22 protein-coding genes and 1 pseudogene are annotated in these 26917 nt (G+C 56.5%); 8 read left to right on the top strand and 15 right to left on the bottom strand.

The features are described from left to right. Positions 1-9: 9 nt before the first annotated feature. From ispU to rpsB, 6 genes are all read right to left on the bottom strand, one after another. Complete coding sequence (ispU, locus tag ACMGGX_RS13705; RefSeq protein ID WP_024907522.1) at positions 10-768, bottom strand: (2E,6E)-farnesyl-diphosphate-specific ditrans,polycis-undecaprenyl-diphosphate synthase; 759 nt, start codon at positions 766-768, stop codon at positions 10-12. A 186-nt stretch (positions 769-954) separates the two neighbouring features. Further along, the gene (gene ispC, locus ACMGGX_RS13700; protein ID WP_420298488.1) at positions 955-2154 is read right to left on the bottom strand and encodes a 1-deoxy-D-xylulose-5-phosphate reductoisomerase; all 1200 of its coding nucleotides are present in this window, start codon (positions 2152-2154) and stop codon (positions 955-957) included. A gap of 95 nt (positions 2155-2249) precedes the next feature. Then, on the bottom strand, positions 2250-2807 hold the full coding sequence (gene frr, locus ACMGGX_RS13695; RefSeq protein WP_003856180.1) for a ribosome recycling factor: 558 nt from the start codon (positions 2805-2807) through the stop codon (positions 2250-2252). A gap of 167 nt (positions 2808-2974) precedes the next feature. Then, positions 2975-3700, bottom strand: coding sequence for a UMP kinase (gene pyrH / locus ACMGGX_RS13690; RefSeq protein WP_008501910.1), 726 nt, complete (start codon positions 3698-3700; stop codon positions 2975-2977). A 150-nt stretch (positions 3701-3850) separates the two neighbouring features. After that, positions 3851-4702 (bottom strand): translation elongation factor Ts, encoded by an 852-nt coding sequence (gene tsf, locus ACMGGX_RS13685; RefSeq protein ID WP_014882627.1) that lies wholly within the window; start codon positions 4700-4702, stop codon positions 3851-3853. A 117-nt stretch (positions 4703-4819) separates the two neighbouring features. Next, a complete protein-coding gene (gene rpsB, locus ACMGGX_RS13680; protein ID WP_003856207.1) occupies positions 4820-5545 on the bottom strand; it encodes a 30S ribosomal protein S2 in 726 nt (241 codons plus the stop codon). Between the two features lie 321 nt (positions 5546-5866). Here rpsB and map point away from each other — a divergent pair, with 321 nt between their 5' ends. The 4 genes from map to ACMGGX_RS13660 all read left to right on the top strand — a co-directional run bounded on the left by map (position 5867) and on the right by ACMGGX_RS13660 (position 10758). Further along, entirely contained in the window at positions 5867-6661 is a 795-nt protein-coding gene (map, locus tag ACMGGX_RS13675; RefSeq protein WP_047060083.1) for a type I methionyl aminopeptidase, read from the top strand. Between the two features lie 63 nt (positions 6662-6724). Beyond that, complete coding sequence (gene glnD, locus ACMGGX_RS13670) at positions 6725-9400, top strand: bifunctional uridylyltransferase/uridylyl-removing protein GlnD (protein ID WP_029741204.1); 2676 nt, start codon at positions 6725-6727, stop codon at positions 9398-9400. Positions 9401-9432: 32 nt separating this feature from the next. Beyond that, the gene (gene dapD / locus ACMGGX_RS13665) at positions 9433-10257 is read left to right on the top strand and encodes a 2,3,4,5-tetrahydropyridine-2,6-dicarboxylate N-succinyltransferase (RefSeq protein ID WP_008501915.1); all 825 of its coding nucleotides are present in this window, start codon (positions 9433-9435) and stop codon (positions 10255-10257) included. 111 nt (positions 10258-10368) lie between these two features. Next, a complete protein-coding gene (locus tag ACMGGX_RS13660) occupies positions 10369-10758 on the top strand; it encodes a DUF3461 family protein (RefSeq protein ID WP_008501916.1) in 390 nt (129 codons plus the stop codon). A gap of 104 nt (positions 10759-10862) precedes the next feature. Here ACMGGX_RS13660 and ACMGGX_RS13655 read toward each other — a convergent pair whose 3' ends face one another. From ACMGGX_RS13655 to dgt, 3 genes are all read right to left on the bottom strand, one after another. Then, positions 10863-12020, bottom strand: coding sequence for a CdaR family transcriptional regulator (locus ACMGGX_RS13655; protein WP_338234829.1), 1158 nt, complete (start codon positions 12018-12020; stop codon positions 10863-10865). Positions 12021-12166: 146 nt separating this feature from the next. Further along, a complete protein-coding gene (degP, locus tag ACMGGX_RS13650) occupies positions 12167-13603 on the bottom strand; it encodes a serine endoprotease DegP (protein ID WP_023334569.1) in 1437 nt (478 codons plus the stop codon). Between the two features lie 131 nt (positions 13604-13734). Then, positions 13735-15249 carry a dGTPase gene (gene dgt, locus ACMGGX_RS13645; protein WP_420298487.1) on the bottom strand — a complete coding sequence of 505 codons (1515 nt, stop codon included), beginning with the start codon at positions 15247-15249 and terminating at the stop codon, positions 13735-13737. A gap of 82 nt (positions 15250-15331) precedes the next feature. Between dgt and mtnN the strand changes: the two genes are divergently transcribed. Genes mtnN through ACMGGX_RS13630 form a run of 3 tightly spaced genes read left to right on the top strand, consistent with a single transcriptional unit; the run spans position 15332 to position 17474 of the window. Then, the gene (mtnN, locus tag ACMGGX_RS13640) at positions 15332-16030 is read left to right on the top strand and encodes a 5'-methylthioadenosine/S-adenosylhomocysteine nucleosidase (protein ID WP_420298486.1); all 699 of its coding nucleotides are present in this window, start codon (positions 15332-15334) and stop codon (positions 16028-16030) included. Next, positions 16023-16823: a vitamin B12 ABC transporter substrate-binding protein BtuF gene (gene btuF / locus ACMGGX_RS13635; protein WP_223605197.1), complete on the top strand. Its 801-nt coding sequence runs from the start codon at positions 16023-16025 to the stop codon at positions 16821-16823. Before mtnN ends, btuF begins: the two co-directional genes overlap by 8 nt. Positions 16824-16850: 27 nt before the next feature. After that, positions 16851-17474 carry a TRIC cation channel family protein gene (locus ACMGGX_RS13630; protein WP_023310447.1) on the top strand — a complete coding sequence of 208 codons (624 nt, stop codon included), beginning with the start codon at positions 16851-16853 and terminating at the stop codon, positions 17472-17474. A gap of 92 nt (positions 17475-17566) precedes the next feature. Here the strand turns inward: ACMGGX_RS13630 and erpA are convergent, their stop codons facing one another. Together erpA and clcA are read right to left on the bottom strand one after the other, a co-directional pair. Next, on the bottom strand, positions 17567-17914 hold the full coding sequence (gene erpA / locus ACMGGX_RS13625) for an iron-sulfur cluster insertion protein ErpA (RefSeq protein WP_420298485.1): 348 nt from the start codon (positions 17912-17914) through the stop codon (positions 17567-17569). Between the two features lie 79 nt (positions 17915-17993). After that, positions 17994-19393: pseudogene (gene clcA, locus ACMGGX_RS13620) on the bottom strand (H(+)/Cl(-) exchange transporter ClcA). Positions 19394-19570: 177 nt separating this feature from the next. On the opposite strand from clcA, the gene hemL reads away from it, so the two are divergent. Continuing rightward, entirely contained in the window at positions 19571-20851 is a 1281-nt protein-coding gene (gene hemL, locus ACMGGX_RS13615) for a glutamate-1-semialdehyde 2,1-aminomutase (protein ID WP_348562039.1), read from the top strand. A gap of 96 nt (positions 20852-20947) precedes the next feature. Here hemL and fhuB read toward each other — a convergent pair whose 3' ends face one another. From fhuB to fhuA, 4 genes are read right to left on the bottom strand one after another with little or no spacing between them, the layout of a single operon-like run. Beyond that, entirely contained in the window at positions 20948-22930 is a 1983-nt protein-coding gene (gene fhuB / locus ACMGGX_RS13610) for a Fe(3+)-hydroxamate ABC transporter permease FhuB (protein WP_420298484.1), read from the bottom strand. Next, the gene (gene fhuD, locus ACMGGX_RS13605) at positions 22927-23817 is read right to left on the bottom strand and encodes a Fe(3+)-hydroxamate ABC transporter substrate-binding protein FhuD (RefSeq protein WP_126796873.1); all 891 of its coding nucleotides are present in this window, start codon (positions 23815-23817) and stop codon (positions 22927-22929) included. Before fhuD ends, fhuB begins: the two co-directional genes overlap by 4 nt. Continuing rightward, positions 23817-24614, bottom strand: coding sequence for a Fe3+-hydroxamate ABC transporter ATP-binding protein FhuC (gene fhuC / locus ACMGGX_RS13600; protein ID WP_033144663.1), 798 nt, complete (start codon positions 24612-24614; stop codon positions 23817-23819). The genes fhuD and fhuC overlap by 1 nt, the downstream gene beginning before the upstream one ends. A 50-nt stretch (positions 24615-24664) precedes the next feature. Continuing rightward, the gene (gene fhuA / locus ACMGGX_RS13595) at positions 24665-26914 is read right to left on the bottom strand and encodes a ferrichrome porin FhuA (protein ID WP_033144662.1); all 2250 of its coding nucleotides are present in this window, start codon (positions 26912-26914) and stop codon (positions 24665-24667) included. Between the last annotated feature and the right edge of the window lie 3 nt (positions 26915-26917).

Genomic DNA, 26917 nt, shown 5'->3' with positions numbered 1-26917 from the left:
CTACCCCCATCAGGCTTTGTCGCCACCAGGCTCGGTGCCGCCGAAACGACGCTCTCGATTGGCAAAGGCATGCAGCGCACCTTCAAAGTCTTGTTCATCAAAATCGGGCCAAAGAACATCTGTAAAGTAAAGTTCGGCATAGGCAATTTGCCATATCAAAAAGTTACTTATGCGATGTTCTCCCCCTGTCCTAATTACCAAATCCACAGGTGCCTGTTCATTCATGCAGATTTGCTTGCTCAGCGCCTCTTCATCAATTTGGTCGGGTCTCAACAGCCCTTCCTGAACCTGTTCGGCCAGATGCCGAACGCCCTGGATAATATCCCAGCGTCCGCCGTAATTCGCCGCAATATTCAGCGTAAGACCGGTATTATTTTCCGTCAGCGCTTCTGCTTTACGAATCCGTTCCTGCAAACGTGAGTTGAAACGACTGGTATCGCCAATGATACGCAGGCGGACGTTATGGCGGTGCAGGCTTTTTACTTCGCTGTCTAGCGCCCACACAAACAATTCCATCAACGCAGTCACTTCCTGCAGAGGTCGATTCCAGTTTTCACTGCTAAAAGCATAGAGCGTTAACGCATCAATGCCGTTGTTGGCGGCAAAAGAAACGGCGCGGCGAACGGATTTCGCCCCCGCTTTATGCCCAAAGGCTCGTATCTTCCCTTGTCTTTTCGCCCAGCGGCCATTGCCATCCATAATGATTGCTACATGACGGCAGCCATGAGCTGGCAAATTTTCGCTTATTGGTTGATTCGCAGACAACATAACGCGTTTTTTGTCCCTGAAAAGGATTTAACGGTACTCAGGAATACTGAAGCCTATACATAAAAAAGCCGTGTCAAACCACGGCTCACCTGACCACATTAAGTCAAATACCTGCGATCAGGTGGCGCAGACTATATCACTGAAGCCCAACGCTAACAAATAGCACGACGACTAGTGCTTGCTTTATCACCAGCTTGCGAGACGTGTCACCTGTTGGCGCGCAATATTACGCGAAGCTGCATCCACCGCCAGCACCTCTTCCACGCTTTGTGGTTCGCGCAAATCCATCATCTCCAGCACCGATAAATTTAACGACGCGATATCGGTAAAACGAATTTGCTGATTCAGAAATGCCTCAACGGTAATTTCATTGGCTGCATTAAGTGCCGTCGTCGCCGCCTGCCCCTGGTCAAAGGCATTCATCGCAAGCTTCAGACAAGGGTAGCGTTCGTAGTCTGGTTCACTGAACGTCAGGGAACTTAGCTTGCAGAAATCAAGCGGCTTCACGCCGGATTTCACTCGATTTGGCCACGCCATTGAATGGGCAATCGGCGTACGCATGTCCGGCTGGCCCAGCTGTGCCAGCACGCTGCCATCCTGATAACGCACCATCGAGTGAATCACCGATTGCGGGTGAATCAGTACTTCCATCTGTTTCGCTGACGCATTAAACAGCCAGCGTGCTTCAATGTATTCCAGACCTTTGTTCATCATGGTGGCAGAATCAACGGAGATTTTACGCCCCATCGACCAGTTCGGATGACGGCACGCCTGATCCGGCGTCATCGTACGCAGTTCAGACAGTGGCGTTTCACGGAACGGGCCACCAGACCCGGTAAGCAGAATAGACACCACGCCATTCTGCTCCAGGTCAGCGTACCCCAGGTTCTGTTGAAAAGGTTGCGGTAAACTCTGAAAAATCGCGTTGTGCTCGCTGTCGACCGGCAAAAGACGCGCGCCGCGCTGCTTCACCGCATCCATAAACAGGCGTCCGCAGGTGACCAGCGACTCTTTATTGGCCAGCAAAACATCCTTACCGGCATCAATCGCAGCAAGCGTCGGCAGCAGCCCTGCCGCGCCGACAATGGCCGCCATGACCTGATCCACCTCATCCAGCGCCGCCATCTCGCAGGCAGCCTGCTGGCCACTCAGTACCTCGGTTCGACTGCACTTTTCACGCAGCTGTGCTTTCAGCAGACGCGCGCTCTCTTCGTCATCCATCACCGCATAGCGGGGCGCAAACTCCAGGCACTGCTCGGCCATTCGCTGCACATTCTTACCGGCCACCAGCGCTGTCACGGTGTAAAGTTCAGGATTATGGCGAACGACGTCGAGAGTGCTGCAACCGATAGAGCCGGTTGAGCCGAGGAGTGTTAAATGCTTCATGAGATGCCCGAAAAAAGTTAGACCAGATAAAAGCAAAACGCCGCCAGCAAGACCCGAAGTCCTTCTGAACGGCGTTTATCAGTGTACGACAGAAATCAGAACTGCATCAGTTCCGCTTCTTTTTCTGCCAGCGCCGCATCAATTTTCTTGATGGCCGCGTCGGTCATTTTCTGAATGTCGTCCTGAGAACGGCGATCGTCATCTTCGCTGATCTCTTTTTCTTTCAGCAGCGCTTTCACTTTATCGTTCGCGTCGCGACGGACGTTACGCACGGATACACGACCCTGCTCAGCTTCGCCACGAACCACTTTGATAAGATCTTTACGACGCTCTTCCGTCAGCGGAGGCAGTGGAACACGGATGTCTGCGCCCGCAGAGCTTGGGTTCAGTCCAAGGTCAGAGGCCATAATCGCTTTCTCAACGGCCGGGCTCATAGAGCGGTCGAAGACGTTGATTTTCAGCGTACGGGTATCTTCAACCGTCACGCTCGCCAGCTGGCGCAGAGGGGTTGGCGTACCGTAATATTCTACGATGATGCCATCCAGCAGGCTTGGGGAAGCACGGCCAGTACGGATTTTGCTGATTTGGTTTTTGAACGCTTCTACGCATTTGTCCATGCGTACTTCAGCATCTTTTCTGATGTCGTTAATCACGTTACGAATCCTTGAAAACTTGTCTCAGGCAGACTATCCGCCAGCACAGCGCTACAGGTGTGCTAAGTATAGTCGCGTTTAATTCATGACAACGCCAAAGGCGCGTCCGGGTAAGATACCACTACAAAATAAAGCGGAATCTTACCTGTATTTATCGTCAACGGAAATTATTCCGTGATCAAAGTGCCTTCTTTTTCGCCCATGACCACGCGACGCAGTGCGCCAGGCTTGTTCATGTTGAAGACACGGATCGGCAGTTTGTGGTCGCGAGCCAGCGTGAAGGCGGCAAGATCCATCACTTTCAGCTCTTTATCCAGCACTTCGCTGTAGCTCAGCTGATCGTACATGGTGGCAGAAGGATCTTTTGCCGGATCGGCAGTAAACACGCCGTCTACTTTGGTCGCTTTCAGTACCACATCGGCTTCGATCTCGATACCGCGCAGGCAGGCAGCGGAATCGGTTGTAAAGAACGGGTTACCCGTACCGGCGGAGAGGATCACCACGCGGTTATTGCGCAGCAGGCTGATGGCCTCTGCCCAGCTGTAATTATCGCAAACGCCATTCAGCGGAATCGCGGACATCAGGCGGGCATTCACATAGGCGCGATGCAGTGCATCACGCATTGCCAGGCCATTCATGACGGTTGCCAGCATACCCATGTGGTCGCCCACTACGCGGTTCATCCCCGCTTTCGCCAGACCAGCACCACGGAAAAGGTTGCCACCGCCAATGACCACGCCAACCTGGATACCCAGTTCGACCAGTTCTTTGATTTCCTGTGCCATGCGATCAAGGATGCTTGCGTCAATACCGAAGCCTTCCGATCCCTGCAGCGCTTCGCCACTCAGCTTAAGCAGAATGCGTTTGTACACGGGTTTTGCATTGGTAGCCATGTTTCTTTCCTGAGACTGTCAACGATTAAGATGGGGGTTAATTCTGGCGACATGATATGCCGCAAATCAGCACAGCGATACTGGAGCCTGTCTGATTTCCTGTGACGGGTGACAAAAAGAAGCCGCCCTCAGGCGGCTCCTTTTCAATCATTAAGACTGCTTGGACATTGCAGCAACTTCTGCTGCGAAGTCAGTCTCAACTTTCTCGATGCCTTCGCCCACTTCGAAGCGGATGAAGCCAGTTACGTCAGCGTTGTGCTCTTTCAGCAGCTGAGCAACAGACTTGCTTGGGTCCATTACGAATGGCTGGCCAGTCAGAGAAACTTCGCCGGTGAATTTCTTCATGCGGCCTTCAACCATTTTCTCTGCGATTTCTTTTGGCTTACCAGACTGCATCGCGATGTCCAGCTGAACCTGGTACTCTTTCTCTACCACTTCAGCAGACACGTCTTCTGGCTTAACGAATTCTGGTTTGCTTGCAGCGATGTGCATTGCCAGCTGTTTAACCAGCTCTTCGTCAGCGCCTTTAGCCGCAACCAGAACGCCGATACGTGCACCGTGCTGGTAAGAGCCCAGAACGTCGCCTTCCAGAGAAGATACGCGACGGATGTTGATGTTCTCACCGATTTTAGCAACCAGCGCAACACGTTCTTCTTCGAACTGTGCTTTCAGAACTTCAACGTCAGTGATTTTACCAGCAACAGCTGCGTCCAGGACTTTGTTAGCAAATGCCTGGAAACCGCCATCTTTAGCAACGAAGTCAGTCTGGCAGTTAACTTCCAGAATGATGCCGTAGTTGCCGTCGATCTTAGTGATGATCACGCCGTCAGCAGCAACGTTGCCTGCTTTTTTAGCTGCTTTGATCGCACCGGATTTACGCATGTTTTCGATTGCCAGCTCGATGTCGCCGTTCGCTTCAGTCAGCGCTTTTTTGCAATCCATCATGCCTGCGCCAGTACGCTCGCGCAGCTCTTTTACCAGGGATGCGGTAATTTCAGCCATTCTTAAATCCTCGGGAGATGTGAACTGCCCGGCCGGGGGCCAAACAGTGTAAATTGAAAAAAGGGGCCGGTAATGGGCCCCTATTCATACACGGTACTAATAAGGGGTAAAACCTTATTATTCAGCTTCTACGAAGCTTTCTTCCGCCTGAGAAGCCAGATCCTGGGAACGGCCTTCACGAACGGTAGCAGCTACAGCGCTCAGGTACAGGCTAACAGCACGGATTGCGTCGTCGTTACCCGGGATAACGAAGTCAACACCGTCCGGATCGGAGTTGGTATCAACGATAGCGAATACCGGGATACCCAGGTTGTTAGCTTCTTTGATTGCGATGTGCTCGTGGTCTGCATCGATTACGAACAGCGCGTCTGGCAGGCCGCCCATATCTTTGATACCGCCCAGGCTGTTTTCCAGCTTGTCCAGTTCACGAGTGCGCATCAGCGCTTCTTTCTTAGTCAGCTTGTCGAAAGTACCGTCCTGAGACTGGGTTTCCAGATCTTTCAGGCGTTTGATGGACTGACGAACAGTTTTCCAGTTGGTCAGCATGCCGCCCAACCAGCGATGGTTCACGAAGAACTGGTCGCAGCTGTTAGCAGCATCTTTCACAGCTTCGCTTGCAGCGCGCTTAGTACCAACGAACAGAATCTTACCTTTACGGGAAGAGATCTTGTTCAGCTCAGCCAGGGCTTCGTTGAACATTGGTACAGTTTTCTCAAGGTTGATGATGTGAACTTTGTTACGCGCGCCGAAGATGAAAGGCTTCATTTTCGGGTTCCAGTAACGGGTCTGGTGACCAAAGTGAACACCAGCCTTGAGCATGTCGCGCATGGAAACAGTTGCCATGTTTAAAACCTCTATATTGAAAGTTGGGGTTATGCCTCCACGTATCCCATATTACCGACCCCGAAGGGCACCCCGGAATATGTGCCGATACGTGTGTGTTGTTACACAAAGTGAGATTTGTCGCTTCCGTCCAGCCTGTGTATCTGAGATGGATCGGAAGTCCGGCGCGCTTTATACCACAAAACACGACCAGAAACCAACAGTTGTTGGCGGAGTGTGCTGTTAATGATTCTCAATTTGGCACGGGGCGTGCCTGACTGATACCATTGACGACACTTAGACTAGTATTGTCGAAAAAATCGACACCGATGGACAGATTACATGGCTATCTCTATTAAGACACCTGAAGAAATTGAAAAGATGCGCGTCGCCGGTCGTCTGGCCGCGGAAGTGCTGGAAATGATCGAGCCGTTCGTGAAGCCGGGCGTCAGCACCGGTGAACTGGACCGTATCTGTAACGACTATATCGTGAACGAGCAGCACGCGGTTTCCGCCTGCCTCGGCTACCACGGTTTCCCGAAATCCGTCTGCATCTCTATTAATGAAGTGGTGTGTCACGGCATTCCGGATGACGAAAAACTGCTGAAAGATGGCGACATCGTCAACATCGACGTGACCGTCATTAAAGACGAATACCACGGTGACACCTCAAAAATGTTCATCGTTGGCAAGCCGACTATTCTTGGCGAGCGTCTGTGCAAAGTGACGCAAGAGAGCCTCTATCTGGCGCTGAAAATGGTTAAACCGGGTATTCGCCTGCGTACCCTCGGTGCGGCAATCCAGAAGTTTGTGGAAGCAGAAGGTTTCTCCGTGGTGCGCGAGTACTGCGGTCACGGCATTGGTCGCGTCTTCCATGAAGAACCGCAGGTCCTGCACTATGATGCAGATGACGGCGGCGTGGTGCTGCAAAAAGGCATGACCTTTACCATTGAGCCGATGGTCAACGCGGGTGACTACCGTATCCGTACCATGAAAGACGGCTGGACGGTGAAAACCAAAGACAGAAGCTTGTCTGCGCAGTACGAGCATACTATTGTGGTAACAGACAACGGCTGCGAAATTATGACGTTGCGCAAGGATGACACCATCCCGGCGATACTGACGCACGATGAATGATAAAAAAGCCGGCAAATGCCGGCTTTTTTAATGGCTATAGCTTTTTCTTATGGGTGGCGCACGATGAGTAATCTTTTACCCGAACAGTATGCTAACACAGCACTTCCCACCCTCCCCGACCAGCCCGATAACCCGGGCGTCTGGCCGTCGCACGAGCTGACCTGCGCGCATATTAAAGCCCATATGGATGTTTTCCATCGCTGGCTGGGCAGCGCGTTCGACGCAGGCGTGTCGGCCGAGCAGCTCATTGAAGCGCGCACCGAATTTATCGACCAGCTGCTGCAGCGCCTGTGGATCGATTACGGATTTGGGCAAATCAGTGATGTTGCGCTGGTTGCCGTCGGGGGCTATGGCCGCGGCGAGCTGCATCCGCTTTCCGATATCGATCTGCTGATCTTAAGCCGCAAAAAGCTGCCGGACGAACAGGCGCAAAAAATCGGCGAACTGCTGACGCTGCTCTGGGACGTAAAGCTGGAAGTCGGCCACAGCGTGCGCACCCTGGAAGAGTGTCTGCTGGAAGGGTTATCGGACCTGACCGTCGCCACCAACCTGATTGAAACCCGCCTGCTGATTGGTGACGTCGCGCTGTTCCTGGAGCTGCAAAAACACATCTTCAGCGACGGCTTCTGGCCGTCAGAAAAGTTCTTCGCCGCGAAGGTCGAGGAGCAAAATCAGCGCCACCAGCGCTACCACGGCACCAGCTATAATCTTGAACCCGATATTAAAAGCAGCCCCGGCGGCCTGCGCGACATCCACACCCTGCAGTGGGTCGCCCGCCGCCATTTTGGCGCCACCTCGATGGACGAGATGGTCGGCTTCGGCTTTTTAACCGAGGCCGAGCGTAACGAGCTGAACGAGTGCCTGCACCTGCTGTGGCGCATCCGGTTTGCCCTGCATCTGGAAGTCACCCGCTACGATAACCGCCTGCTGTTTGACCGCCAGCTCAGCGTGGCTCAGCGCCTGAATTATCAGGGCGAAGGCAACGAGCCGGTTGAGCACATGATGAAGGATTTCTTCCGCGTCACCCGCCGGGTGACCGAGCTGAACCAGATGCTGTTGCAGCTGTTCGACGAGGCCATTCTGGCTCTGACGGCGGACGAAAAACCGCGCCCGATTGATGACGAATTCCAGCTGCGCGGCACGCTTATCGATCTGCGCGACGAAACGCTGTTCATCCGCGAGCCGGAAGCGATTCTGCGGATGTTCTATACCATGGTGCGTAACAGCACCATCACCGGTATCTACTCCACCACCCTGCGCCATCTGCGCCATGCGCGCCGTCATCTGACGCAGCCGCTGTGCTATATCCCGGAAGCGCGTTCGCTGTTCCTGAGCATGCTCCGCCACCCGGGCGCCGTCAGCCGCGGCCTGCTGCCAATGCACCGCCACAGCGTGCTGTGGGCCTATATGCCGCAGTGGTCGCACATTGTCGGGCAAATGCAGTTCGATCTATTCCACGCCTACACGGTGGATGAACACACGATCCGCGTGATGCTCAAGCTGGAAAGCTTTGCGAAAGAAGAGACGCGCTCCCGCCACCCGCTCTGCGTGGAGCTGTGGCCGCGCCTGACCCATCCGGAGCTGATCCTGATTGCCGCCCTGTTCCACGATATCGCCAAAGGTCGCGGCGGTGACCATTCGGTGCTGGGCGCACAGGACGTGCTGAAATTTGCCGAACTGCACGGCCTGAACTCGCGTGAAACGCAGCTGGTGGCCTGGCTGGTGCGCCATCACCTGCTGATGTCAGTCACCGCGCAGCGTCGTGACATTCAGGATCCGGAAGTGATCAAGCAGTTCGCGGAAGAGGTTCAGACGGAAAACCGTCTGCGCTATCTGGTCTGCCTGACGGTGGCCGATATCTGCGCCACCAACGAGACCCTGTGGAACAGCTGGAAGCAGAGCCTGTTGCGCGAGCTGTACTTCGCCACCGAAAAACAGCTTCGTCGCGGGATGCAAAACACCCCGGACATGCGCGAGCGCGTGCGTCATCACCAGCTCCAGGCGCTGGCGCTGCTGCGGATGGATAATATTGATGAAGAGGCACTGCATCAGATTTGGGCCCGCTGCCGCGCCAACTATTTTGTCCGCCATAGCCCAAACCAGCTTGCGTGGCACGCGCGGCATCTGCTCAAGCACGATCTGTCCCAGCCGATGATCCTGCTGAGCCCGCAGGCCACCCGCGGCGGGACGGAGATTTTCATCTGGAGCCCGGACCGACCTTACCTGTTTGCTGCGGTCTGCGCCGAGCTGGACAGGCGTAACCTGAGCGTTCACGACGCGCAGATTTTCACCACCCGCGACGGCATGGCGATGGACACCTTTATCGTGCTTGAGCCGGACGGCAGCCCACTGTCGTCGGACAGGCATGAAGGGATACGTTTTGGTCTGGAACAGGCGATTACCCAGCGCAGCTGGCAGCCCCCGCAGCCGCGTCGCCAGCCGGCGAAATTGCGCCACTTTACCGTCGATACCGAGGTCAATTTCCTGCCGACCCACACCGACCGTAAATCGTTCCTGGAGCTGATCGCGCTCGACCAGCCGGGGCTGCTTGCTCGCGTCGGCCAGGTTTTTGCCGATCTGGGAATTTCGCTCCATGGGGCCCGAATTACAACGATTGGCGAGCGAGTAGAAGATTTATTTATAATCGCTACAGCGGACCGGCGTGCCCTTAATAATGACCTGCAGCTTGAAGTGCAACAACGGTTGACAGCAGCCCTCAATCCAAACGATAAAGGGTGATATGTTTTTTAGTGAAATGGAAAGAGTAAACAATGCAGCAGTTACAGAACGTTATTGAGTCCGCTTTTGAGCGTCGCGCCGAGATTACCCCGGCAAATGTGGATACCGTGACCCGTGAAGCGGTAAACCAGGTGATTTCCCTTCTGGATTCCGGCGCGCTGCGCGTGGCAGAAAAAATCGACGGTCAGTGGGTCACTCATCAATGGCTGAAGAAAGCCGTGCTGCTCTCTTTCCGTATCAACGATAACCAGGTTATCGACGGAGCAGAAAGCCGCTACTTCGATAAAGTGCCAATGAAATTCGCTGACTACGACGAAGCTCGTTTTCAAAAAGAAGGCTTCCGCGTGGTACCGCCTGCGGCAGTGCGTCAGGGCGCATTCATCGCGCGCAACACCGTGCTGATGCCATCCTACGTGAACATCGGTGCCTACGTTGACGAAGGCACCATGGTTGACACCTGGGCGACCGTCGGTTCATGCGCGCAGATCGGTAAAAACGTTCATCTGTCCGGCGGCGTGGGCATCGGTGGTGTTCTGGAGCCACTGCAGGCTAACCCGACCATCATCGAAGACAACTGCTTCATCGGCGCGCGCTCTGAAGTGGTTGAAGGCGTGATCGTTGAAGAAGGCTCCGTGATCTCCATGGGCGTTTACATCGGTCAGAGCACCCGTATTTACGACCGTGAAACCGGTGAAGTTCACTACGGTCGCGTTCCGGCGGGCTCCGTGGTGGTTTCCGGCAACCTGCCGTCAAAAGATGGCAAATACAGCCTGTACTGTGCGGTTATCGTGAAGAAAGTGGATGCGAAAACGCGCGGTAAAGTGGGCATCAACGAATTGCTGCGCACCATCGATTAATCGGGTATAACAAAAAGCGGGGGCAACCCCGCTTTTTTTATATCTGAGGGTGGCGAAAATAGATTTTTTCGTTAATTATTCAAAGGTTATGTTGAGATCAAGGGTACCGCTATGTACGATAATCTGAAAAGTCTGGGCATTACCAATCCTGATGAAATTGATCGTTACAGCCTCCGTCAGGAAGCCAATAACGATATTCTGAAAATCTATTTTCACAAGGACAAAGGAGAGTTTTTCGCCAAAAGCGTGAAGTTTAAATATCCACGCCAGCGTAAGACCGTTGTGGCTGACGGTGTAGGACAGGGCTACAAAGAAGTACAGGAAATCAGCCCTAACCTGCGCTATGTGATCGATGAACTCGATCAGATCTGCCAGCGCGACCGCACCGAAGTCGATCTCAAGCGTAAGATCCTTGACGATCTGCGTCACCTTGAAAGCGTTGTAACAAATAAGATCAGCGAGATTGAAGCGGATCTTGAGAAATTAACTCGCAACAAATAAGTTGGGTGCGGCCTGATGCCCTCACCCCGGCCCTCTCCCACAGGGAGAGGGAGAAAATCATCATGTAGGCCGGGTAAGGCGAAGCCGCCACCCGGCAAACAACATCATCGCTGCTCGTCCAGCTGCAGCGCCACATACAGCAGCAGCCTGTCGTCAAAGTTTCCCAGATCCAGCCCCGTCAACTCTGAAATCCGGTTTAACCGATACTCAAGCGTATTGCGGTGAATAAACAGCGCCTTTGAGGTCGCCAGCGGCTGCACGTTATGGCGGAACCACGCCTGCAGCGTCCGGCGCAGCAGGCCGTTGTTGTCCATGGCTTTCAGACGCGCTAATGGTCGAGCCAGCTCATTGGCCTGCCAGCCCCCGCGCAGGCTGTCGAGCAGCACCGGCAGCATCAGATCCTGATAGAAATAGCTGCGGCTCTCCGGCATCCGCTGCTTGCCCACCATCATGGTGGTGCGCGCGGTACGCCAGGAGCGGGCGATACTGCCCGGCCCGGTAAAGTAGTTGCCCAGCGCAACGCGAAAACGCAGCTGACCATTCTCCTCCATCCGGGAGATCAGCAGCTCCACGCGACGACGATGATCGTCTGCATCCCAGCGGCCGAACGCATTGAGCGCCGGTTTGAGGACCACCATTTCCGTCAGAGAAACGATCGCCACCAGGTTATCGCGCTCCGGCGTCGCCAGCGCATTTTGCAGCTGCTGCAGCTCGGCCATCGCGCTGTCCACGCCAAGCTGGCCGCTATCGACCTCAATGACCGCCACCACGCGCGGCTGGTTGAGATCAATCCCCAGACGCTGCGCCCATTCGCTGAGCGCCGGCGTATGCTCTTCCGCCTGAATAAGGTTCATCACCAGCTCTTCACGCAGGCGGCTGTCCTGGGCAAGCAGGTGCATCAGGCGCGACTGCTCCAGCATCATCTCAGCCGTCATACAGACCAGCTCGCCGTATTTTCGCAGTGACTCGGGCTCGCCGGTGAGGCCGATTACCCCCACAATTTCGCCTTCAAGGCGCAGCGGTAAATTAATGCCCTGGCGTACGCCGTGCAGGTGTTTCGCTACCGCATCGTCGATATCCACGACCCGCCCCTGGGAAAGCACCAGCAGCGCACCTTCGTGCAATTCCCCAATACGCTCGCGATCGCCGCTGCCAATAATGCGCCCGCGGGCATCCATTACGTTGATATTGGTATCAATGATGCGCATGGTGCGCGCCACGATATCCTGCGCCATTTTGGTATCAAGATGCCAGCCAGCCATGTAACCCTCCCGTGAGCAGAGCTCAAGCATAGGGAAGTTCAGCGACGGCTGCATTGTGCGAATGCACAAAGAGAGAGGGAGAAGTATGGAGTTGTGGCAAGAATCACAGAAACGAGAAAGCCCCTGCGAACAGGGGCTTCAGAGGATTACTGCATCAGCAGATAAAGAGAGGTATCACCACGCTGGATATTCAGCGCCAGCACGGAAGGCTTGCTGTCGAGAATTTTGCGCAGTTCAGCGATATTTTTCACCGGCTGCTGGTTAGCGCCCATGATCACATCGCCTTTTTTCAGGCCGATACGGGCTGCCGGTGAATTCGCTTTCACGTTGTTCACCACCACGCCTTTGTCTGCGCCTTTATTGCTCATCTCGGCACCTTCAATACCGCTGAAGATGGTGCTGGAATCCACCTGATTCTGGCTGCTCTGCTGCAGCTCCAGGCTCACGTTAACCGGCTTACCGTCGCGCAGCAGGCCGAGGGTCACTTTACTGCCAATCGGCATCGAGCCCACTTCGGCACGCAGGGCAGCAAAGCTGCTGATCGGTTTACCGTTCAGGGAGGTGATCACATCCCCCGCTTTAATGCCCGCTTTCGCCGCAGAGGAATTCGGCATCACCTGGCTGACGAATGCCCCGCGCTGAGCGTCAACTTTCATCGCCTTAGCCAGTTCGGAGTTCAGCTCCGTACCGAGGATACCCAGCTCGCCGCGTTTCACCTGGCCATACTGCACCATCTGCGAGGTCAGGTTTTTCACCATGTTACTTGGAATAGCAAAACCGATACCGATGTTGCCGCCGTCCGGTGCCAGGATAGCGGTGTTGATACCGATCAGCTCACCGTTCAGGTTCACCAGCGCACCGCCGGAGTTACCGCGGTTGATCGCCGCATCCGTCTGGATGAAGTTTTCGTAGTTCTCAGCGTTGAGGCCGCTACGGCCCAGCGCAGAGACGATACCGGATGTCACGGTTTCACCCAGACCGAACGGGTTACCGATCGCCACGGTATAGTCGCCCACGCGCAGCGCGTCAGAGTCGGCAATTTTAATCGCCGTCAGGTTTTTCGGATCCTGAATCTGGATCAGCGCAATGTCGGAGCGCGGGTCTTTACCCACCACTTTGGCGTCAAACTTGCGGCCATCGCTCAGCTGAACCTTAATGCTGTTCGCGTTATCGACAACGTGGTTGTTAGTGACGACGTAGCCTTTCGCCGCATCAATAATTACCCCCGAGCCAAGCGCCATGAATTTCTGCTGCTGGCCGCCGCCCTGGCTGTCATCCCCGGCACCGCCGCCCTGACAGAACGGAGAGCTCTGGAATGGCGAACCGTCCTGGCAGAACGGCGAGTTGTCGCCGAAGAACTGCTGGAAGTTACGCGGCATACGCGGCGTATTGACGGTCGTGCTGCCCTCAACGTTAATACTCACCACCGATGGCATCACTTTTTCGAGCATCGGTGCCAGGCTTGGCATCTGCTGCGCGGTTGCTGCCGACGACGCGGTCTCGGCTGCAGTAGCAGTCAGAGGAGACAGCGCTAAACCTAAACTCAGAGCCAGTGCACTCATTGCTAATGTGGTTTTTTTCATGTTTCTCAATCTCGATTTACAGGTAACGCAAAATTGCTGTGTAACTCAGATTCGTTTTATACCGCTTAGTTCCGGCGATAAGTTTATGGAAAAGGTAAAAATTTATTGGCCGTCTTTACAAAACTCCGGAATTATTCCACCGCCATCAGCTTGCGGTATTCATCCCAGGCATACAAATCCGTCATGCCGCTGATATAGTCCTGGATAAGACGGCAGCGATAATAATATTCCATCACCGGCCATTCGGGAGAGTTGCGTTCCAGCTTGCCAATCGCTTCGACATACGCCAGACGATGCCGGGTAGAAAGTTTCTGATAAAGCCGCGATTCGATGGGTATTCTGCGCACGCGCTCGTGTTCCACCAGTTCGCTGAATTCATCGACCGACAGCTGAAGCAACGGGGAATAAATTTCCAGTAACCCACTGATTACCCGATAGCCCTGCAGCTCTAACTGCTCGACATCCGGATGGCTGAATACATGCCGCATCGCCACATGTTTATAAAGCTCAAGGAGTTGACTGAAACTACTGTCATCTTCCAGCAGCGCGTGGTTGAATTCCCCGCTGAAAATGAGCGGCAAATTATCAATAAAACGCGACGCCGCATACGGCACCAGTTTATTTAATGTATTGACCCGCAAATACATAAAGAACTGGTCTTCCGTACTGCGGCTTAAAGTATTTGAGCGCGATTTTTCCCAGGCATTTTCGACCACCTGCGCAAACAGCGAGCCTTTTTCATGGGTACCCCAGGCCGCATAAAGATGTTGATAAAGCTCCTCGACGCTGAAGATTCTTTTCTCCACGGCATCTTCCAGATCGGCCACGCAATAGGAAATATCATCCGCGGCTTCCATAATCCAGGTCAATGGAAAGCGGCCGTTTGGCGTCAATGAAAGTTCTTTACGTAACCGTTCAATATAGGCCTCTTCGGAAAGGTAATAGCCCGGTTTTTTCATTAAATAGCTGTGGGACGCGGGCGTATCCCCCATCCACCACGCGGGGCGCGTATATTTCAGAATGCAGCCGACCTGTGCCCAGGTCAGGTTCATGCGCATCAGTGAATGGACCAGCCGGATCCCCTGCGCGTTGCCCTCGAAGTGACACAAATCCTGGCGCACTTTGCGGCGCAGATCGTTCAGCCGCTCTTCACCTTCACGCAGGCGTAAATCGCGTACGGTGCAGCGGTCATCGCTGAGGGGCTGGCTTACCGCATCCGAAGGATAAAGCCGCTGCTTAAACCAGTCATTGATCGCCGCCTCACCAAAGTGGCCGAAAGGCGGGTTGCCGATGTCATGCATCAGGCAGGCCATCTCAACGATGCTCTCGAAGGGCCCCGTCAGTTCGTCCAGACCGTAGGTTTCCAGTAAACGCTGCTCTTTGAGACGGCTCAAAATCTCTTTGGCAATGTAGCGCCCGACCTGCTGCACTTCCATGGAGTGCGTTAAGCGGGTACGCACCGCGGCGTTACGCTCTAGCGGGAACACCTGAGTTTTTTGCTGCAGACGGCGGATGGCAGGCGAGTTAACGATCCGCCCGCGATCGCTCTCGAAGATACGCAGGATCTCATGTTCGCTCTTGTCGCCCTGCGGCGAACGGAAACGTCGGTGCCAGTTAATTTTGGTACGAAAATCGATTGGTGACATGTGCTCCCCCGCGTGAGAATGCGTTTCCCCTTAACCGCATGATAGACTATGCATCTTAACAAGGCACATCGCGAGTAAATCTATGAAAATCGGCATTATTGGTGCAATGGAAGAAGAAGTTACGCTGCTGCGTGACAAAATTGAGAACCGTCAGACCCTCTCTCTGGGAGGTTGTGAGATCTACACCGGCCAGCTGAACGGTGTTGACGTGGCTCTGCTGAAATCAGGCATCGGTAAAGTGGCTGCTGCGCTGGGTGCAACCCTGCTGCTTGAGCGCTGCAAGCCGGACGTGATCGTGAATACCGGCTCTGCGGGCGGCCTGGCGCCGACGCTGAAAGTGGGCGATATCGTTGTCTCCGACGAAGCGCGTTACCACGATGCCGACGTCACCGCGTTCGGTTACGAGTACGGCCAGCTCCCGGGCTGCCCTGCTGGTTTTAAAGCTGACGACAAGCTGATTGCGGCGGCAGAGACCTGCATCGCAGAACTCAACCTCAACGCGGTACGTGGTCTGATTGTCAGCGGTGATGCCTTCATCAACGGCTCCGTTGGGCTGGCGAAAATCCGTCATAACTTCCCTCAGGCGGTTGCCGTTGAGATGGAAGCGACCGCGATCGCTCATGTCTGCCATAACTTCAGCGTACCCTTCGTGGTAGTTCGCGCCATCTCTGACGTGGCAGACCAGCAGTCACACATCAGCTTCGACGAGTTCCTGGCCGTTGCGGCAAAACAGTCCACCGTAATGGTGGAGCGCCTGGTGCAGAATCTGGCACGTGGCTAAACATACCGTCAGGGCGCTGGCCGCCCTGCTTCTTCTCGCCCCGCTGTGGCTCTATGCGTTACCGCGCGTGATTACTCTCTCTCCCGCGAATACGGAACTGGCGTTTGCCGCCGGGATCACACCCGTTGGCGTGAGTAGCTATTCGGATTACCCGCCGCAAGCCGCGGGTATTGAACAGGTGGCAACCTGGCAGGGCATGAACCTTGAGCGCATCGTGGCGCTTAAACCGGATCTCGTGCTGGCCTGGCGAGGCGGCAACGCCGAGCGGCAGGTCAACCAGCTAACCTCGCTTGGCATAAAGGTCATGTGGATTGATGCCGTCAGCATTGAGCAAGTTGCTCAGGCGCTACGCGCCCTGGCCCCCTATAGCCCGACGCCCAAAAAAGCCGAGGCTGCGGCGAAACAGATGCTGAGCGACTATGCCGCGCTGAAATCCCGATACGATACCCCTGTTAAAAAGCGCATCTTCCTGCAGTTTGGCAGCCAGCCGCTGTTTACCACCGGAAAAGGGTCGATTCAGAACCAGGTGCTGGAAGTCTGCGGCGGTGAAAACATCTTTGCTGCCAGCCGGGTACCGTGGCCGCAGGTGAGCCGCGAGCAGGTGCTGGCGCGCCAGCCGCAGGCCATCGTCGTGGTCGGAAATGCGAGCGAGATTCCTAAAATTGAACAATTCTGGCAAAGGCAGTTAAAAATTCCGGTGATCCCGCTCAACAGCGACTGGTTTGAACGCGCCAGCCCGCGTATTATCCTCGCCGCAAAACAGCTCTGTGCCGCGCTGGCAGAGAGTCACTAACATAAGACCCTTTTCGAGGATTTAACGATGCTCGTTTATTGGCTGGATATTCTTGGCACAGCCGTTTTTGCTATCTCCGGCGTTCTGCTCGCTGGAAAACTACGCATGGATCCGTTTGGCGTGCTGGTGCTGGGCGTCGTGACCGCCGTCGGCGGCGGGACTATCCGCGATATGGCGCTGGCAAATGGGCCGGTGTTTTGGGTGAAAGATCCTACCGATCTGGTGGTCGCGATGGTCACCTGCCTGTTAACCATTGTGCTGGTTCGCCAGCCCCGCCGCTTACCCAAGTGGATATTGCCGGTACTGGATGCCGTGGGTCTGGCCGTGTTTGTCGGTATTGGCGTCAACAAGGCGTTTAATGCGGGAACCGGTCCGATGGTGGCAATCTGCATGGGCGTATTAACCGGCGTGGGCGGAGGGATCATTCGCGACATTCTGGCGCGTGAAGTGCCGATGATCCTGCGTACTGAAATTTACGCGACGGCCTGCATTGTGGGCGGGATTGTTCATGCTACCGCGTACTACACCTTTGCCCTCCCGCTGGAAAATGCCGCGATGCTGGGGATGGTCGTGACGCTGGTGATACGCTTAGCGGCGATACGCTGGCACCTGAAGCTGCCGACGTTTGCGCTGGATGATAATGGCAGGTAAAAGCAAAACGGTAACCGCAAGGTTACCGTTTTGAGTATTTACGCCCTCTCCCTGTGGGAGAGGGACGGAGTAACGGCATCAGCCGCGCTCCGTTAGATGCTGAACGAAGATCCACACCCGCAGGTGCTTGTCGCATTCGGGTTAGTGACCACAAAGCGTGAACCTTCCAGACCCTCGGTGTAATCCACCGAACCACCCACCAGATATTGCAGGCTCATCGGGTCAACCACCAGCGCGACGCCCTGTTTCTCGATAGTCATATCGCCATCGTTAACCTGATCGTCAAAGGTAAAACCATACTGGAAGCCGCTGCAGCCGCCACCGGTAATATAGACACGCAGTTTCAGATCCGGATTTTCTTCGTCGGCAATCAGGACTTTCACTTTGTTGGCTGCTGCTTCGGTAAATTCGAGCGGTACAGCTACTACGTCATCACTCATCTTATGCTCCCATGAATACTGCTATTGGGTAAAATTCACCCAATTCTTTGTCTCATTATCTAATACCCTGGTAATTCATTCAAGTATTCTGCGTGGCGGCCCGTTCAGCCTCTTGTTTCGCCAGGGTACGCGCGAGGATGGTGGAGTATAACGGTTTTCCCCCCAGGAACTGGGCTAATAGTGTCGCGCCGAGGCAGGTAATGATCATTGGCAAAATGAGCTGGTAATTGTCCGTCATCTCCAGCACCAGCACGATCCCGGTCAAGGGCGCACGCAGGGACGCGGCCAGCAGCGCCCCCATTCCGGCCACCGCAAAGGTCCCGGCTTCAAGGTGATAGGCGGGAAAGCCCACTTCAGCCGCCATACCAAATGCGGTCCCGAGCAGCGTACCCAGCGCCAGCATCGGGGCAAAAATCCCCCCGGGCGCGCCGGAAGAGAAGCACAGTACCGTCGTGATAACCCGGGAAATAAACATAAACAGCAGCAGACCCACGCTGAAATTCCCCGCCGCCGCAATGGGAATCAGCCCAAACCCGCCGCCTGCGGCATTCGGCTCGATAAACCCGAGCACGCCGCACATTCCGCCCAGCAGACCGCCCATCAGCACCCATTTCGTGGTGTTCCCGCCGTGAATGCGCTGGAACATATCCTGAGCGCGCAGGATAAAGGTGTTAAACAGCGGCCCCACCACGCCAAAAATCATGCCGAGGATCAGGTAAAGCCACAGGGTGTTGACCGGCGCGTTGGTCAGTTTACCCACCTCTATGACCGCGCCCTCGCCATTAAAGATGCGAAACACGATGCTTGACATAATGACGCCGGTAAACACCGCTTTAATCGAGATCAGGTTGTAGCGGAACTGCGCGCGCATCTCTTCAATAATGAACAAAATGCCCGCCAGCGGCGCGTTAAACGCAGCGGAAAGCCCCGCCGCCGCGCCGGTTGCCAGCAGCGTATGGCGCGCTTCGGCGCTTCGCATCCGAAACAGATCGCCCACCATGCGGCCGACGTTCCCCCCAGCTGTACCGTGGGTCCTTCCCGTCCAAGCACCATTCCCGCGCCCAGAGTCCCCATGCCGCCGATGAACTTAACCGGAATCACCCGCCACCAGCGCACCGGACGCAGCTCCTCGAGCGCGCCCTCAATTTCAGGGATGCCCGATCCCCCCGCTTCCGGCGCGAATTTACGCACCAGAAAATACCCCACCATGGCAAACAGCGCGGACAGCCCGAATGCCCACACCCAGACCAGCCATTCGCTGTCGGCGAAACCGGCCACGGTGCCCACTCGCCAGTTGAGTACGGCATTAACCGCTTTTTCAAACGCCACGCCAACCAGGCCCGCGAGAGTGCCCACCACGGCAGCGGCCAGCAGGATAGCCAGCGGCGTTTTATCGCGATTGAGCAGCCGCCGAATGCTGATTCGGTGCTGGGCGCGCGTAAACTGTTGTTCTTCAAAAGACGGAGAATCTGATTTCATGTCCTGTTCTTATTTGTCACACAAAAAGCCGCAAGGATTTTACCAGAGACGGCCCCACCGTCTCCTGAAAATTACTTAACAAATCTTAAAGCATTGCCAGGCTAAAAATTTCATAACCTTCCCCGAATCACATAGAATAGTGGGCTTAACCATTTTATTCGAACCAGGAACGACGCCATGAGCAAGTCTGAAAACCTCTACAGTGCAGCCCGCGAGCTTATTCCGGGTGGCGTGAACTCACCCGTGCGCGCCTTCACCGGCGTGGGCGGTACGCCGCTGTTTATCGAACGTGCTGACGGCGCGTATCTGTATGATGTCGATGGCAAAGCCTATATCGATTATGTAGGTTCCTGGGGACCGATGGTGCTGGGGCACAACCACCCTGCCATTCGTAACGCGGTGATTGAAGCCGCCCAGCGCGGCCTGAGCTTCGGTGCGCCAACCGAAATGGAAGTGAAAATGGCGGAGCTGGTGACCGAGCTGGTGCCTACCATGGACATGGTGCGTATGGTGAACTCCGGTACCGAAGCCACCATGAGCGCCATCCGCCTGGCGCGCGGTTTTACCGGTCGCGATAAAATCATCAAGTTCGAAGGCTGCTACCACGGTCATGCGGACTGCCTGCTGGTGAAAGCCGGTTCCGGCGCGCTGACGCTCGGCCAGCCGAATTCGCCTGGCGTACCGGCAGATTTCGCGAAGCACACCCTGACCTGCACCTACAACGATCTTGCTACCGTTCGCGCGGCGTTCGAGCAATATCCGCAGGAGATCGCCTGCATCATCGTTGAGCCGGTTGCCGGCAACATGAACTGTATCCCACCGCAGCCTGACTTCCTGCCGGGCCTGCGCGCCCTGTGCGACGAGTTCGGCGCGCTGCTGATCATCGATGAAGTCATGACCGGCTTCCGCGTGGCGCTGGCGGGTGCCCAGTCTTACTACGACGTCGTGCCGGATCTGACCTGCCTCGGCAAAATCATCGGCGGCGGCATGCCGGTCGGCGCATTCGGTGGTCGTAAGGACGTGATGGAAGCCCTGGCGCCAACAGGTCCGGTTTACCAGGCGGGCACGCTCTCCGGTAACCCCATCGCCATGGCGGCGGGCTTTGCCTGCCTGACCGAAGTGGCACAGCCAGGCATTCACGAAACCCTGACCGACCTGACCTCGCAGCTGGCAAACGGTCTGCTGGAAGCGGCAGAAGAGGCCGGTATCCCTCTGGTGGTCAACCACGTGGGCGGCATGTTCGGGATTTTCTTCACCGATGCGAAAACTGTGACCTGCTATCAGGACGTGGTGAAGTGCGACGTTGAACGCTTCAAGAGCTTCTTCCACCTGATGCTGGACGAAGGCGTGTACCTGGCGCCGTCCGCGTTCGAAGCGGGCTTTATGTCCGTGGCGCACAGCGAAGAAGATATCAACAACACCATCGACGCGGCGCGCAAGGTGTTTGCGAAGCTGTAAGGGCATTGCCGGGTGGCGCTAACGCTTACCCGGCCTACGATGTTCTCCCTCTCCCCGTGGGAGAGGGCCGGGGTGAGGGCATCAGGCCGCACCTGATTACCGACTCTGCTTTCTCAACAGATAAATAAAGTACGGCGCACCGATAAAGGTCGACAGCAGACCCGCCGGGATCTGATACGGGAACAGCACCATTCTTCCGCACCAGTCCGCAAACACCAGCATCACCCCGCCCGTCAGGGCCGACATGACGATATGCGGCATCGTCCGGCGGAACCCCATCATTCTGGCAATGTGCGGCGCCATTAGCCCGACAAAACTCAGCGGTCCAATCGTCAGGGTTGCCACAGCCGTCAGGCACGCCGCCAGCAGCAGCAGGGCCACGCGCGCTGGCGTCAGCGCCATTCCCACCGCGCGCGCGGTTTCGCCGCCGAGCGGCAGAATGGTCATCCAGCGGCGGCACAGCGGCACCATCGCCAGCAGTACGAGCATCGCGATCCCGGACCAGACCACCTGGCTGCCGGTGGCGTTGTAGGTTGAGCCGGAAATCCAGGTCAGGATCTTCGCCATACGCGGATCGCCGCTGGCCTGCAGCATCATCAGCAGCATGGTAAACGCGGTGCTGAGCGCCATCCCGGCCAGCAGCATGCGGTGCGGTGAAAATCCGCCGCGACCGGCGGCAATAAGGATAATCATCAGCGTGACTGCCGCGCCGATACTGCCTGCAGGCATCAGCCAGCCAAACGCATTCCCCGGCACAAAGAACAGCATCAGCACAACGCCAAAGGCGGCGCCAGAGCTGATCCCGAGCACTTCCGGGCTTGCCATCGGGTTGCCGGTCAGACGCTGAATAATGCACCCCGCCACCGCCAGCATCACCCCTGCGATCAGCGCAGCGAAGATACGCGGCCAGCGCCACTGCACCAGTTCATTGAGTAAATCACCCGTTGCCCAGTGCCAGCCCGACGCATCGCGTCCGAATGAGAGCGCCGCAAACGAAGCGATAATCAGCACCGCCAGACCGGCAAGGCTAAACCACAGCACCGACCGACGTTCAGCGTAGACTTTATCGCCCGCGTCCATCGCCGGTGCGCTCATGCTGCGCAGGCGCGGGAGCAGCCACAGCAGCAGCGGCGCCCCGATAAGCGCGGTCACAGAGCCGGTGGAGACTTCCCTCCAGACCTGCGCCAGCCAGAGAACAAGCTGATCGGAAAGCCAGAGGATCAGCGCCCCAATCAGCGGCGCCAGCATCAGACGCGCCAGCAGGCGACGCGCCCCGAGCATTTTCGCCAGCAGCGGCGCAAACAGGCCGATAAACCCGATGATGCCGACCGCGTTTACCAGCAGGGCACTCAATACAATCGCCAGCGTCAGCGCCGCCAGACGAGCCAGCGACAGCGCCAGCCCCAGGTTACGCGCCACGCCATCATCCAGCCCCATGAGCGTCAGAGGGCGCAGGAGCAGCAGCGTCAGCACGACGCCGCCAGCCAGCTGCGGCCACAGGTGCAGGACAACGTTCCAGTCGGTCTGGGTGAGCGTGCCGGTACTCCACAGAAACATGCTTTGCAGCCGATCGTGATGGAACAGCACCAGCAGCTGGTTAATCGCCCCGCAGTACAGGCTCACCACCAGCCCGGCCAGAATAAGCGTCACAGGAGAAAGGCGCTTGCCCCAGGCCACGCCAAAGACCAGCGCACCCACCACGCACGCTCCCGCGAGTGCCGCAAACTGCGAGGTTAACGCTCCCGGCAGCGCCCACAGCGTGGTGATGGTGATCCCAAGCTGCGCGCCGGTCGCGACGCCGAGCGTGGTTGGCTCTGCCAGCGGGTTACGCAACACCTGCTGGAACAATACGCCCACCAGCCCTAAACCTGCCCCGACCAAAAGGGAGATCGCCAGACGCGGCAGCAGGCTGTAGTGGAACAGCATCTGCTGAATATTGTCGATATCCGGCGAGGCCAGAGCGGCCCCCCACTGCGTGCGTGGTAAGGCCGCGGAGAGGTTGAACCCGGTTAATGCCAGCGCAACCAGAAAAAGCAGGGATAACAGCAGCGCCGGGAAGCGGGCGATACGCGTACTCATGCTTTACCTCCCAGGGCGTTATCCAGCACGCGGGCAAAATGCATGGCCGACAGCGTCGCACCGTAGAACCAGACCGCCGGGGCGCGCTGGAAGCGCTTCTCTCGTACAAACGGCATCGCCTGCCAGAGCGGGGTCGCCATCAGGGTTTGCATGTCGCGTTCATTACCGTGGTCGAAACAGAGCACGTCCACATCGCGAAACGCCGCCAGGCGGTCGATACCCACGGCGGTACTGCCCCAGAAGGTCATCTCCCCTTCCCAGGCATTGCGAATGCCGAAGCTGTCCAGCACCTCCTGGAACAGACAGTTTTTACCGAAGACCAGCATATGGCGGGCATCCAGCAGCGTCACCATCAGCAGCGGACGATCGCCCCGTAGAGCAAAGCGCGGCTTCAGGGAGTCGATCAGGGCATCAAATTCGTCGAGATGCTTTTTGGCCTCCGCTTCGCGGTTGAGGAAATGCGCCATCTCGTTAATCGAGTTTTTCGCCACGGCCAGCGGTTTTTTACCGTCGCTGAAAGCAAATCCACGCCCCGGCGCAATGCGCGCCATAGTCTCCTCTGACGGGCCGTAGCCCGCGGACCAGAACAGGAACGAGGGTTTCATCTGGGTGAGCAGCTCAAGGTTTGGCTCCGTTCGCAGGCCGACGTCGATTACCGAGTCCGGCAGCTTTGGCTCGTTCACCCAGAGGTTATAGTTAGGAATGTCCGCCACGCCATAGGGCGTGACGCCGAGCGCCATCATCAGTTCGACCGGCAGCCACTCCAGGGCCACAATACGGTGCGGATCGACGGCGGCGGCACGCGCCGTATTCATTTTTAACAGCAGCGGCGAGAGCGCCATCGCCGTCAGCAGGCGACGGCGGCTAATGCGTGTGTTATTCAGCATCAGTAGACAAAGCTCACCGGTGCAGCCCCGGCCGGGTGAGGCAGAATACCCATCGGAATACCGTAAATATGTTCCAGCGTTTCGCTGCGCATCAGCTCTGCCGGTGTCCCCTGGGCAATCATCTCGCCCCCGCGCAGCGCGACGAGGTAGTCACAATAGCGCGCGGCCATGTTGATATCGTGCAGAACCGCAATGACCGTCAGGCCACGCTGCTGGCTCAGGCGATGCACCAGCGCCAGGACGTCGACCTGATGGGCGATATCCAGCGCAGAGGTCGGTTCATCCAGCAGCAGGCAGCGGCTGTCCTGCGCCACCAGCATCGCAATCCACGCGCGCTGACGTTCGCCGCCGGACAGGCTATCCACCAGACGGTGCGCCAGCGGTTTTAGCCCGACCAGCGCAATCGCCTCTTCCACCTTCTCTCTGTCGGCGACGCCGAAGCGCCCAAGCGCACCGTGCCACGGATAACGCCCAATCGCCACCAGCTCACGCACCGTCATCCCTTCCGCCTGCGGCAGCTGCTGCGGCAGATAGGCCACTTTGCGGGCAAAGGCTTTACTGCTCCAGCTCTCCAGCGGTTGGTCATCCAGCAGAATATCGCCTTCTGAAGGCGGCTGATGGCGCCCCAGCATCTTGAGCAGCGTGGATTTACCGGAACCGTTGTGACCAATCAGGCCCGTCACTTTACCGGCCGGAAACGTCAGAGAGAGCGGATGCAGCAGCGTGCGCCCGGGTACGCGAAAGGAGAGATGGTTGAGCGTAAAGGTGGTGTCGGGTTGCGTTTGAATATCCTGCATATCAGCCAACTTAAATAAAAAGGGCACGGCGAACCGTGCCCGAAGAGAGATTAGAAGCGGAAGGTCGCGGTGGCAACAACCTGACGTTCAGCACCCCAGAAGCAGCCGTAGGTATTGAAGCAGCTGGCAACGTACTCACGATCGAACAGGTTGTTCACGTGCAGCGCCACGTTTGAGCCAGCCATGCCAACGCGTGCCAGATCGTATCTGACCAGCGCATCGACAACGGTGTAGCTGCCCACCTTGAAGGAGTTCGCCGGATCGCCATAGCTTGAGCCCGTGTAACGCACGCCGGTACCCAGCGTCAGACCAGACAGCGCACCGTCAAACAGGGTGTAATCGCCCCACAGCGATGCCATGTGTTTTGGCACCTGAGCAGGCGTGTTGCCTTTGTAGGTGGTGTCCGTGGTGTATTCCGCATCGGTGTAGGTATAAGACCCCACCAGGTTGACGCTCGCAGAGAGGGCCGCTTTCGCTTCCAGTTCTACGCCACGCGCGCGGATTTCACCGCCCTGAACCGAGAAGAAGGAGCCCGCCGGGTCCGCCATCAGGTTGTTGGTTTTGGTCAACTGGTACAACGCACCGGTGACGACGATCGGACGATCGTTCGGCACGTATTTCACGCCCGCTTCGTACTGTTTGCCTTTAGACGGCGAGAACAGCTTGCCCTGGGCATCGGTCTGCGAAGCCGGTTCAAACGATTCGCTGTAGCTAAAGTACGGAGTTACGCCGTTATCAAACAGATAGTTAACGCCACCGCGCCAGGTGAACTGGGTATCATCACGTTTGGAGGTGGTGTTCGTCACGCGGTTGTAGGATTCCTGATCGGCCCAGTCATAACGGCCGCCCAGGGTTACCAGCACTTTATCCCACTGAGCCTGATCCTGAACGTACAGCCCCGTCTGTTTCTGACGGTTGAGGATCTGATATGGACCGGAGGTCGCGGGATCTTTTGAGCCGAAATCAAAATCGCTGTTCACCGGATTGTAGAGATCCAGCAGCGGAACAGAGTCGTCGTAACCGAACCAGGAGTTGATGTCATTTCGCATGCGCATAAAGTCAACGCCGGTCAGCAGGACGTGGTCCACCTCGCCGGTTGAGAATTTGCTCTGCAGCTGGGTATCAACGGTAAAGTTCTGCAGCTTTTCGTTATCGACAACGTATTTACGCGCCAGATAATGGCCTTTGTCCGATGGCGCTAGCGCGGCACACTGTTTGTTGCCGCTGTTTGCCGGATCGGTACAGACGCCATAACCGTATACGCTGTTTTGCGAGGTTTTGTTCTCGGCAAAGCGCAGGTTCTGACGCACGGTAAAGGTATCGTTGAACTCGTGGTCGAAGCTATATCCCACCATTTTCTGGTTACGGGAATAGGTATTGTTCTTCGCGCCTTCGTTGAAGTTCGTCGGCAGACGATCGCCGTTCGGCAGCGGCTCCACCGTTCCCTCTTTTGGCAGCCAGCCGTAGTAGCCCGTTTCAGGCTCGTTCTGGAAGTAGGAGAGGAACGTGAAAGTGGTTTTATCATCCGGACGCCAGGAGAACGATGGCGCGATGGCGTAACGCTGCTCTTCCGCTCGCTCCTGCTGAGCGTTATTAGAACGCGCAACGCCCGTTAAGCGATAAGAGTAAACGCCGTCGTCGTCGATCGCATCGCTAAAGTCAAACCCGGTCTGGAACAGGCTATCCGTGCCGACTTTGAACTGGATCTCTTTCAGCGGCTCGGTTGTTGGGCGCTTACTGACCATGTTCAGCAAACCGCCCGGGCTGCTTTTGCCGTACAGAACGGAAACCGGACCGCGCATGATTTCGGCGCGCTCCAGCATATAAGGATCAATCACCGCGTCGTTATAGAAGTTCCCCTGCATTTTCATGCCGTCGAGGTAGTTATTCTGCGTCTGGCCATCGGCCGCGAAGCCGCGAATGATCAAATAGTCATAGGTGTTAGACGCACCGCGCGTGCCTACCGCAACGCCCGGCGTATAGCTCAGGGCTTCTTTCACCGAGCGCGGCTGATGCAGCGCCATCTCTTCGGCCGTGACGACAGAAATAGACTGCGGAACCTTTTGAATAGGGGTATCCGTTTTGGTCCCGGTAGCGGATTGCCGTGCGGCGATGGTCGCAGCTGGCCCCCAGGCACTTTCCTGTGCCGCAGGAGCTGCGGTTACCGTAATGGTTTCTTCTTTTTTCGGGGTTTCGGCCGCGTGAGCATAAGCAGACATGCCGGCAACCGCTGTGGCGACGACGACCGCGAGCTTACGCAGCGACGTATTCATTGGCTGAGCAGTATTGGAAAGCGCCATGTT

It is taken from the genome of Enterobacter sp. BNK-29, assembly GCF_048684785.1.
Classification (GTDB): Bacteria; Pseudomonadota; Gammaproteobacteria; order Enterobacterales; family Enterobacteriaceae; genus Enterobacter; species Enterobacter cloacae_M.
Note: the sequence above shows the minus strand (reverse complement) of the source record. Positions and strands in the feature narration are given on the sequence as shown.

What these genes read in the sequence shown, in the direction of transcription:
- ispU (WP_024907522.1), bottom strand. Translation starts at nt 768, where the DNA reads ATGTTGTCTGCGAATCAACCAATAAGCGAAAATTTGCCAGCTCATGGC.
- ispC (WP_420298488.1), bottom strand. Translation starts at nt 2,154, where the DNA reads ATGAAGCATTTAACACTCCTCGGCTCAACCGGCTCTATCGGTTGCAGC.
- pyrH (WP_008501910.1), bottom strand. Translation starts at nt 3,700, where the DNA reads ATGGCTACCAATGCAAAACCCGTGTACAAACGCATTCTGCTTAAGCTG.
- tsf (WP_014882627.1), bottom strand. Translation starts at nt 4,702, where the DNA reads ATGGCTGAAATTACCGCATCCCTGGTAAAAGAGCTGCGCGAGCGTACT.
- rpsB (WP_003856207.1), bottom strand. Translation starts at nt 5,545, where the DNA reads ATGGCAACTGTTTCCATGCGCGACATGCTCAAGGCTGGTGTTCACTTT.
- map (WP_047060083.1), top strand. Translation starts at nt 5,867, where the DNA reads ATGGCTATCTCTATTAAGACACCTGAAGAAATTGAAAAGATGCGCGTC.
- glnD (WP_029741204.1), top strand. Translation starts at nt 6,725, where the DNA reads ATGAGTAATCTTTTACCCGAACAGTATGCTAACACAGCACTTCCCACC.
- dapD (WP_008501915.1), top strand. Translation starts at nt 9,433, where the DNA reads ATGCAGCAGTTACAGAACGTTATTGAGTCCGCTTTTGAGCGTCGCGCC.
- ACMGGX_RS13660 (WP_008501916.1), top strand. Translation starts at nt 10,369, where the DNA reads ATGTACGATAATCTGAAAAGTCTGGGCATTACCAATCCTGATGAAATT.
- ACMGGX_RS13655 (WP_338234829.1), bottom strand. Translation starts at nt 12,020, where the DNA reads ATGGCTGGCTGGCATCTTGATACCAAAATGGCGCAGGATATCGTGGCG.
- degP (WP_023334569.1), bottom strand. Translation starts at nt 13,603, where the DNA reads ATGAAAAAAACCACATTAGCAATGAGTGCACTGGCTCTGAGTTTAGGT.
- dgt (WP_420298487.1), bottom strand. Translation starts at nt 15,249, where the DNA reads ATGTCACCAATCGATTTTCGTACCAAAATTAACTGGCACCGACGTTTC.
- mtnN (WP_420298486.1), top strand. Translation starts at nt 15,332, where the DNA reads ATGAAAATCGGCATTATTGGTGCAATGGAAGAAGAAGTTACGCTGCTG.
- ACMGGX_RS13630 (WP_023310447.1), top strand. Translation starts at nt 16,851, where the DNA reads ATGCTCGTTTATTGGCTGGATATTCTTGGCACAGCCGTTTTTGCTATC.
- erpA (WP_420298485.1), bottom strand. Translation starts at nt 17,914, where the DNA reads ATGAGTGATGACGTAGTAGCTGTACCGCTCGAATTTACCGAAGCAGCA.
- hemL (WP_348562039.1), top strand. Translation starts at nt 19,571, where the DNA reads ATGAGCAAGTCTGAAAACCTCTACAGTGCAGCCCGCGAGCTTATTCCG.
- fhuB (WP_420298484.1), bottom strand. Translation starts at nt 22,930, where the DNA reads ATGAGTACGCGTATCGCCCGCTTCCCGGCGCTGCTGTTATCCCTGCTT.
- fhuD (WP_126796873.1), bottom strand. Translation starts at nt 23,817, where the DNA reads ATGCTGAATAACACACGCATTAGCCGCCGTCGCCTGCTGACGGCGATG.
- fhuC (WP_033144663.1), bottom strand. Translation starts at nt 24,614, where the DNA reads ATGCAGGATATTCAAACGCAACCCGACACCACCTTTACGCTCAACCAT.
- fhuA (WP_033144662.1), bottom strand. Translation starts at nt 26,914, where the DNA reads ATGGCGCTTTCCAATACTGCTCAGCCAATGAATACGTCGCTGCGTAAG.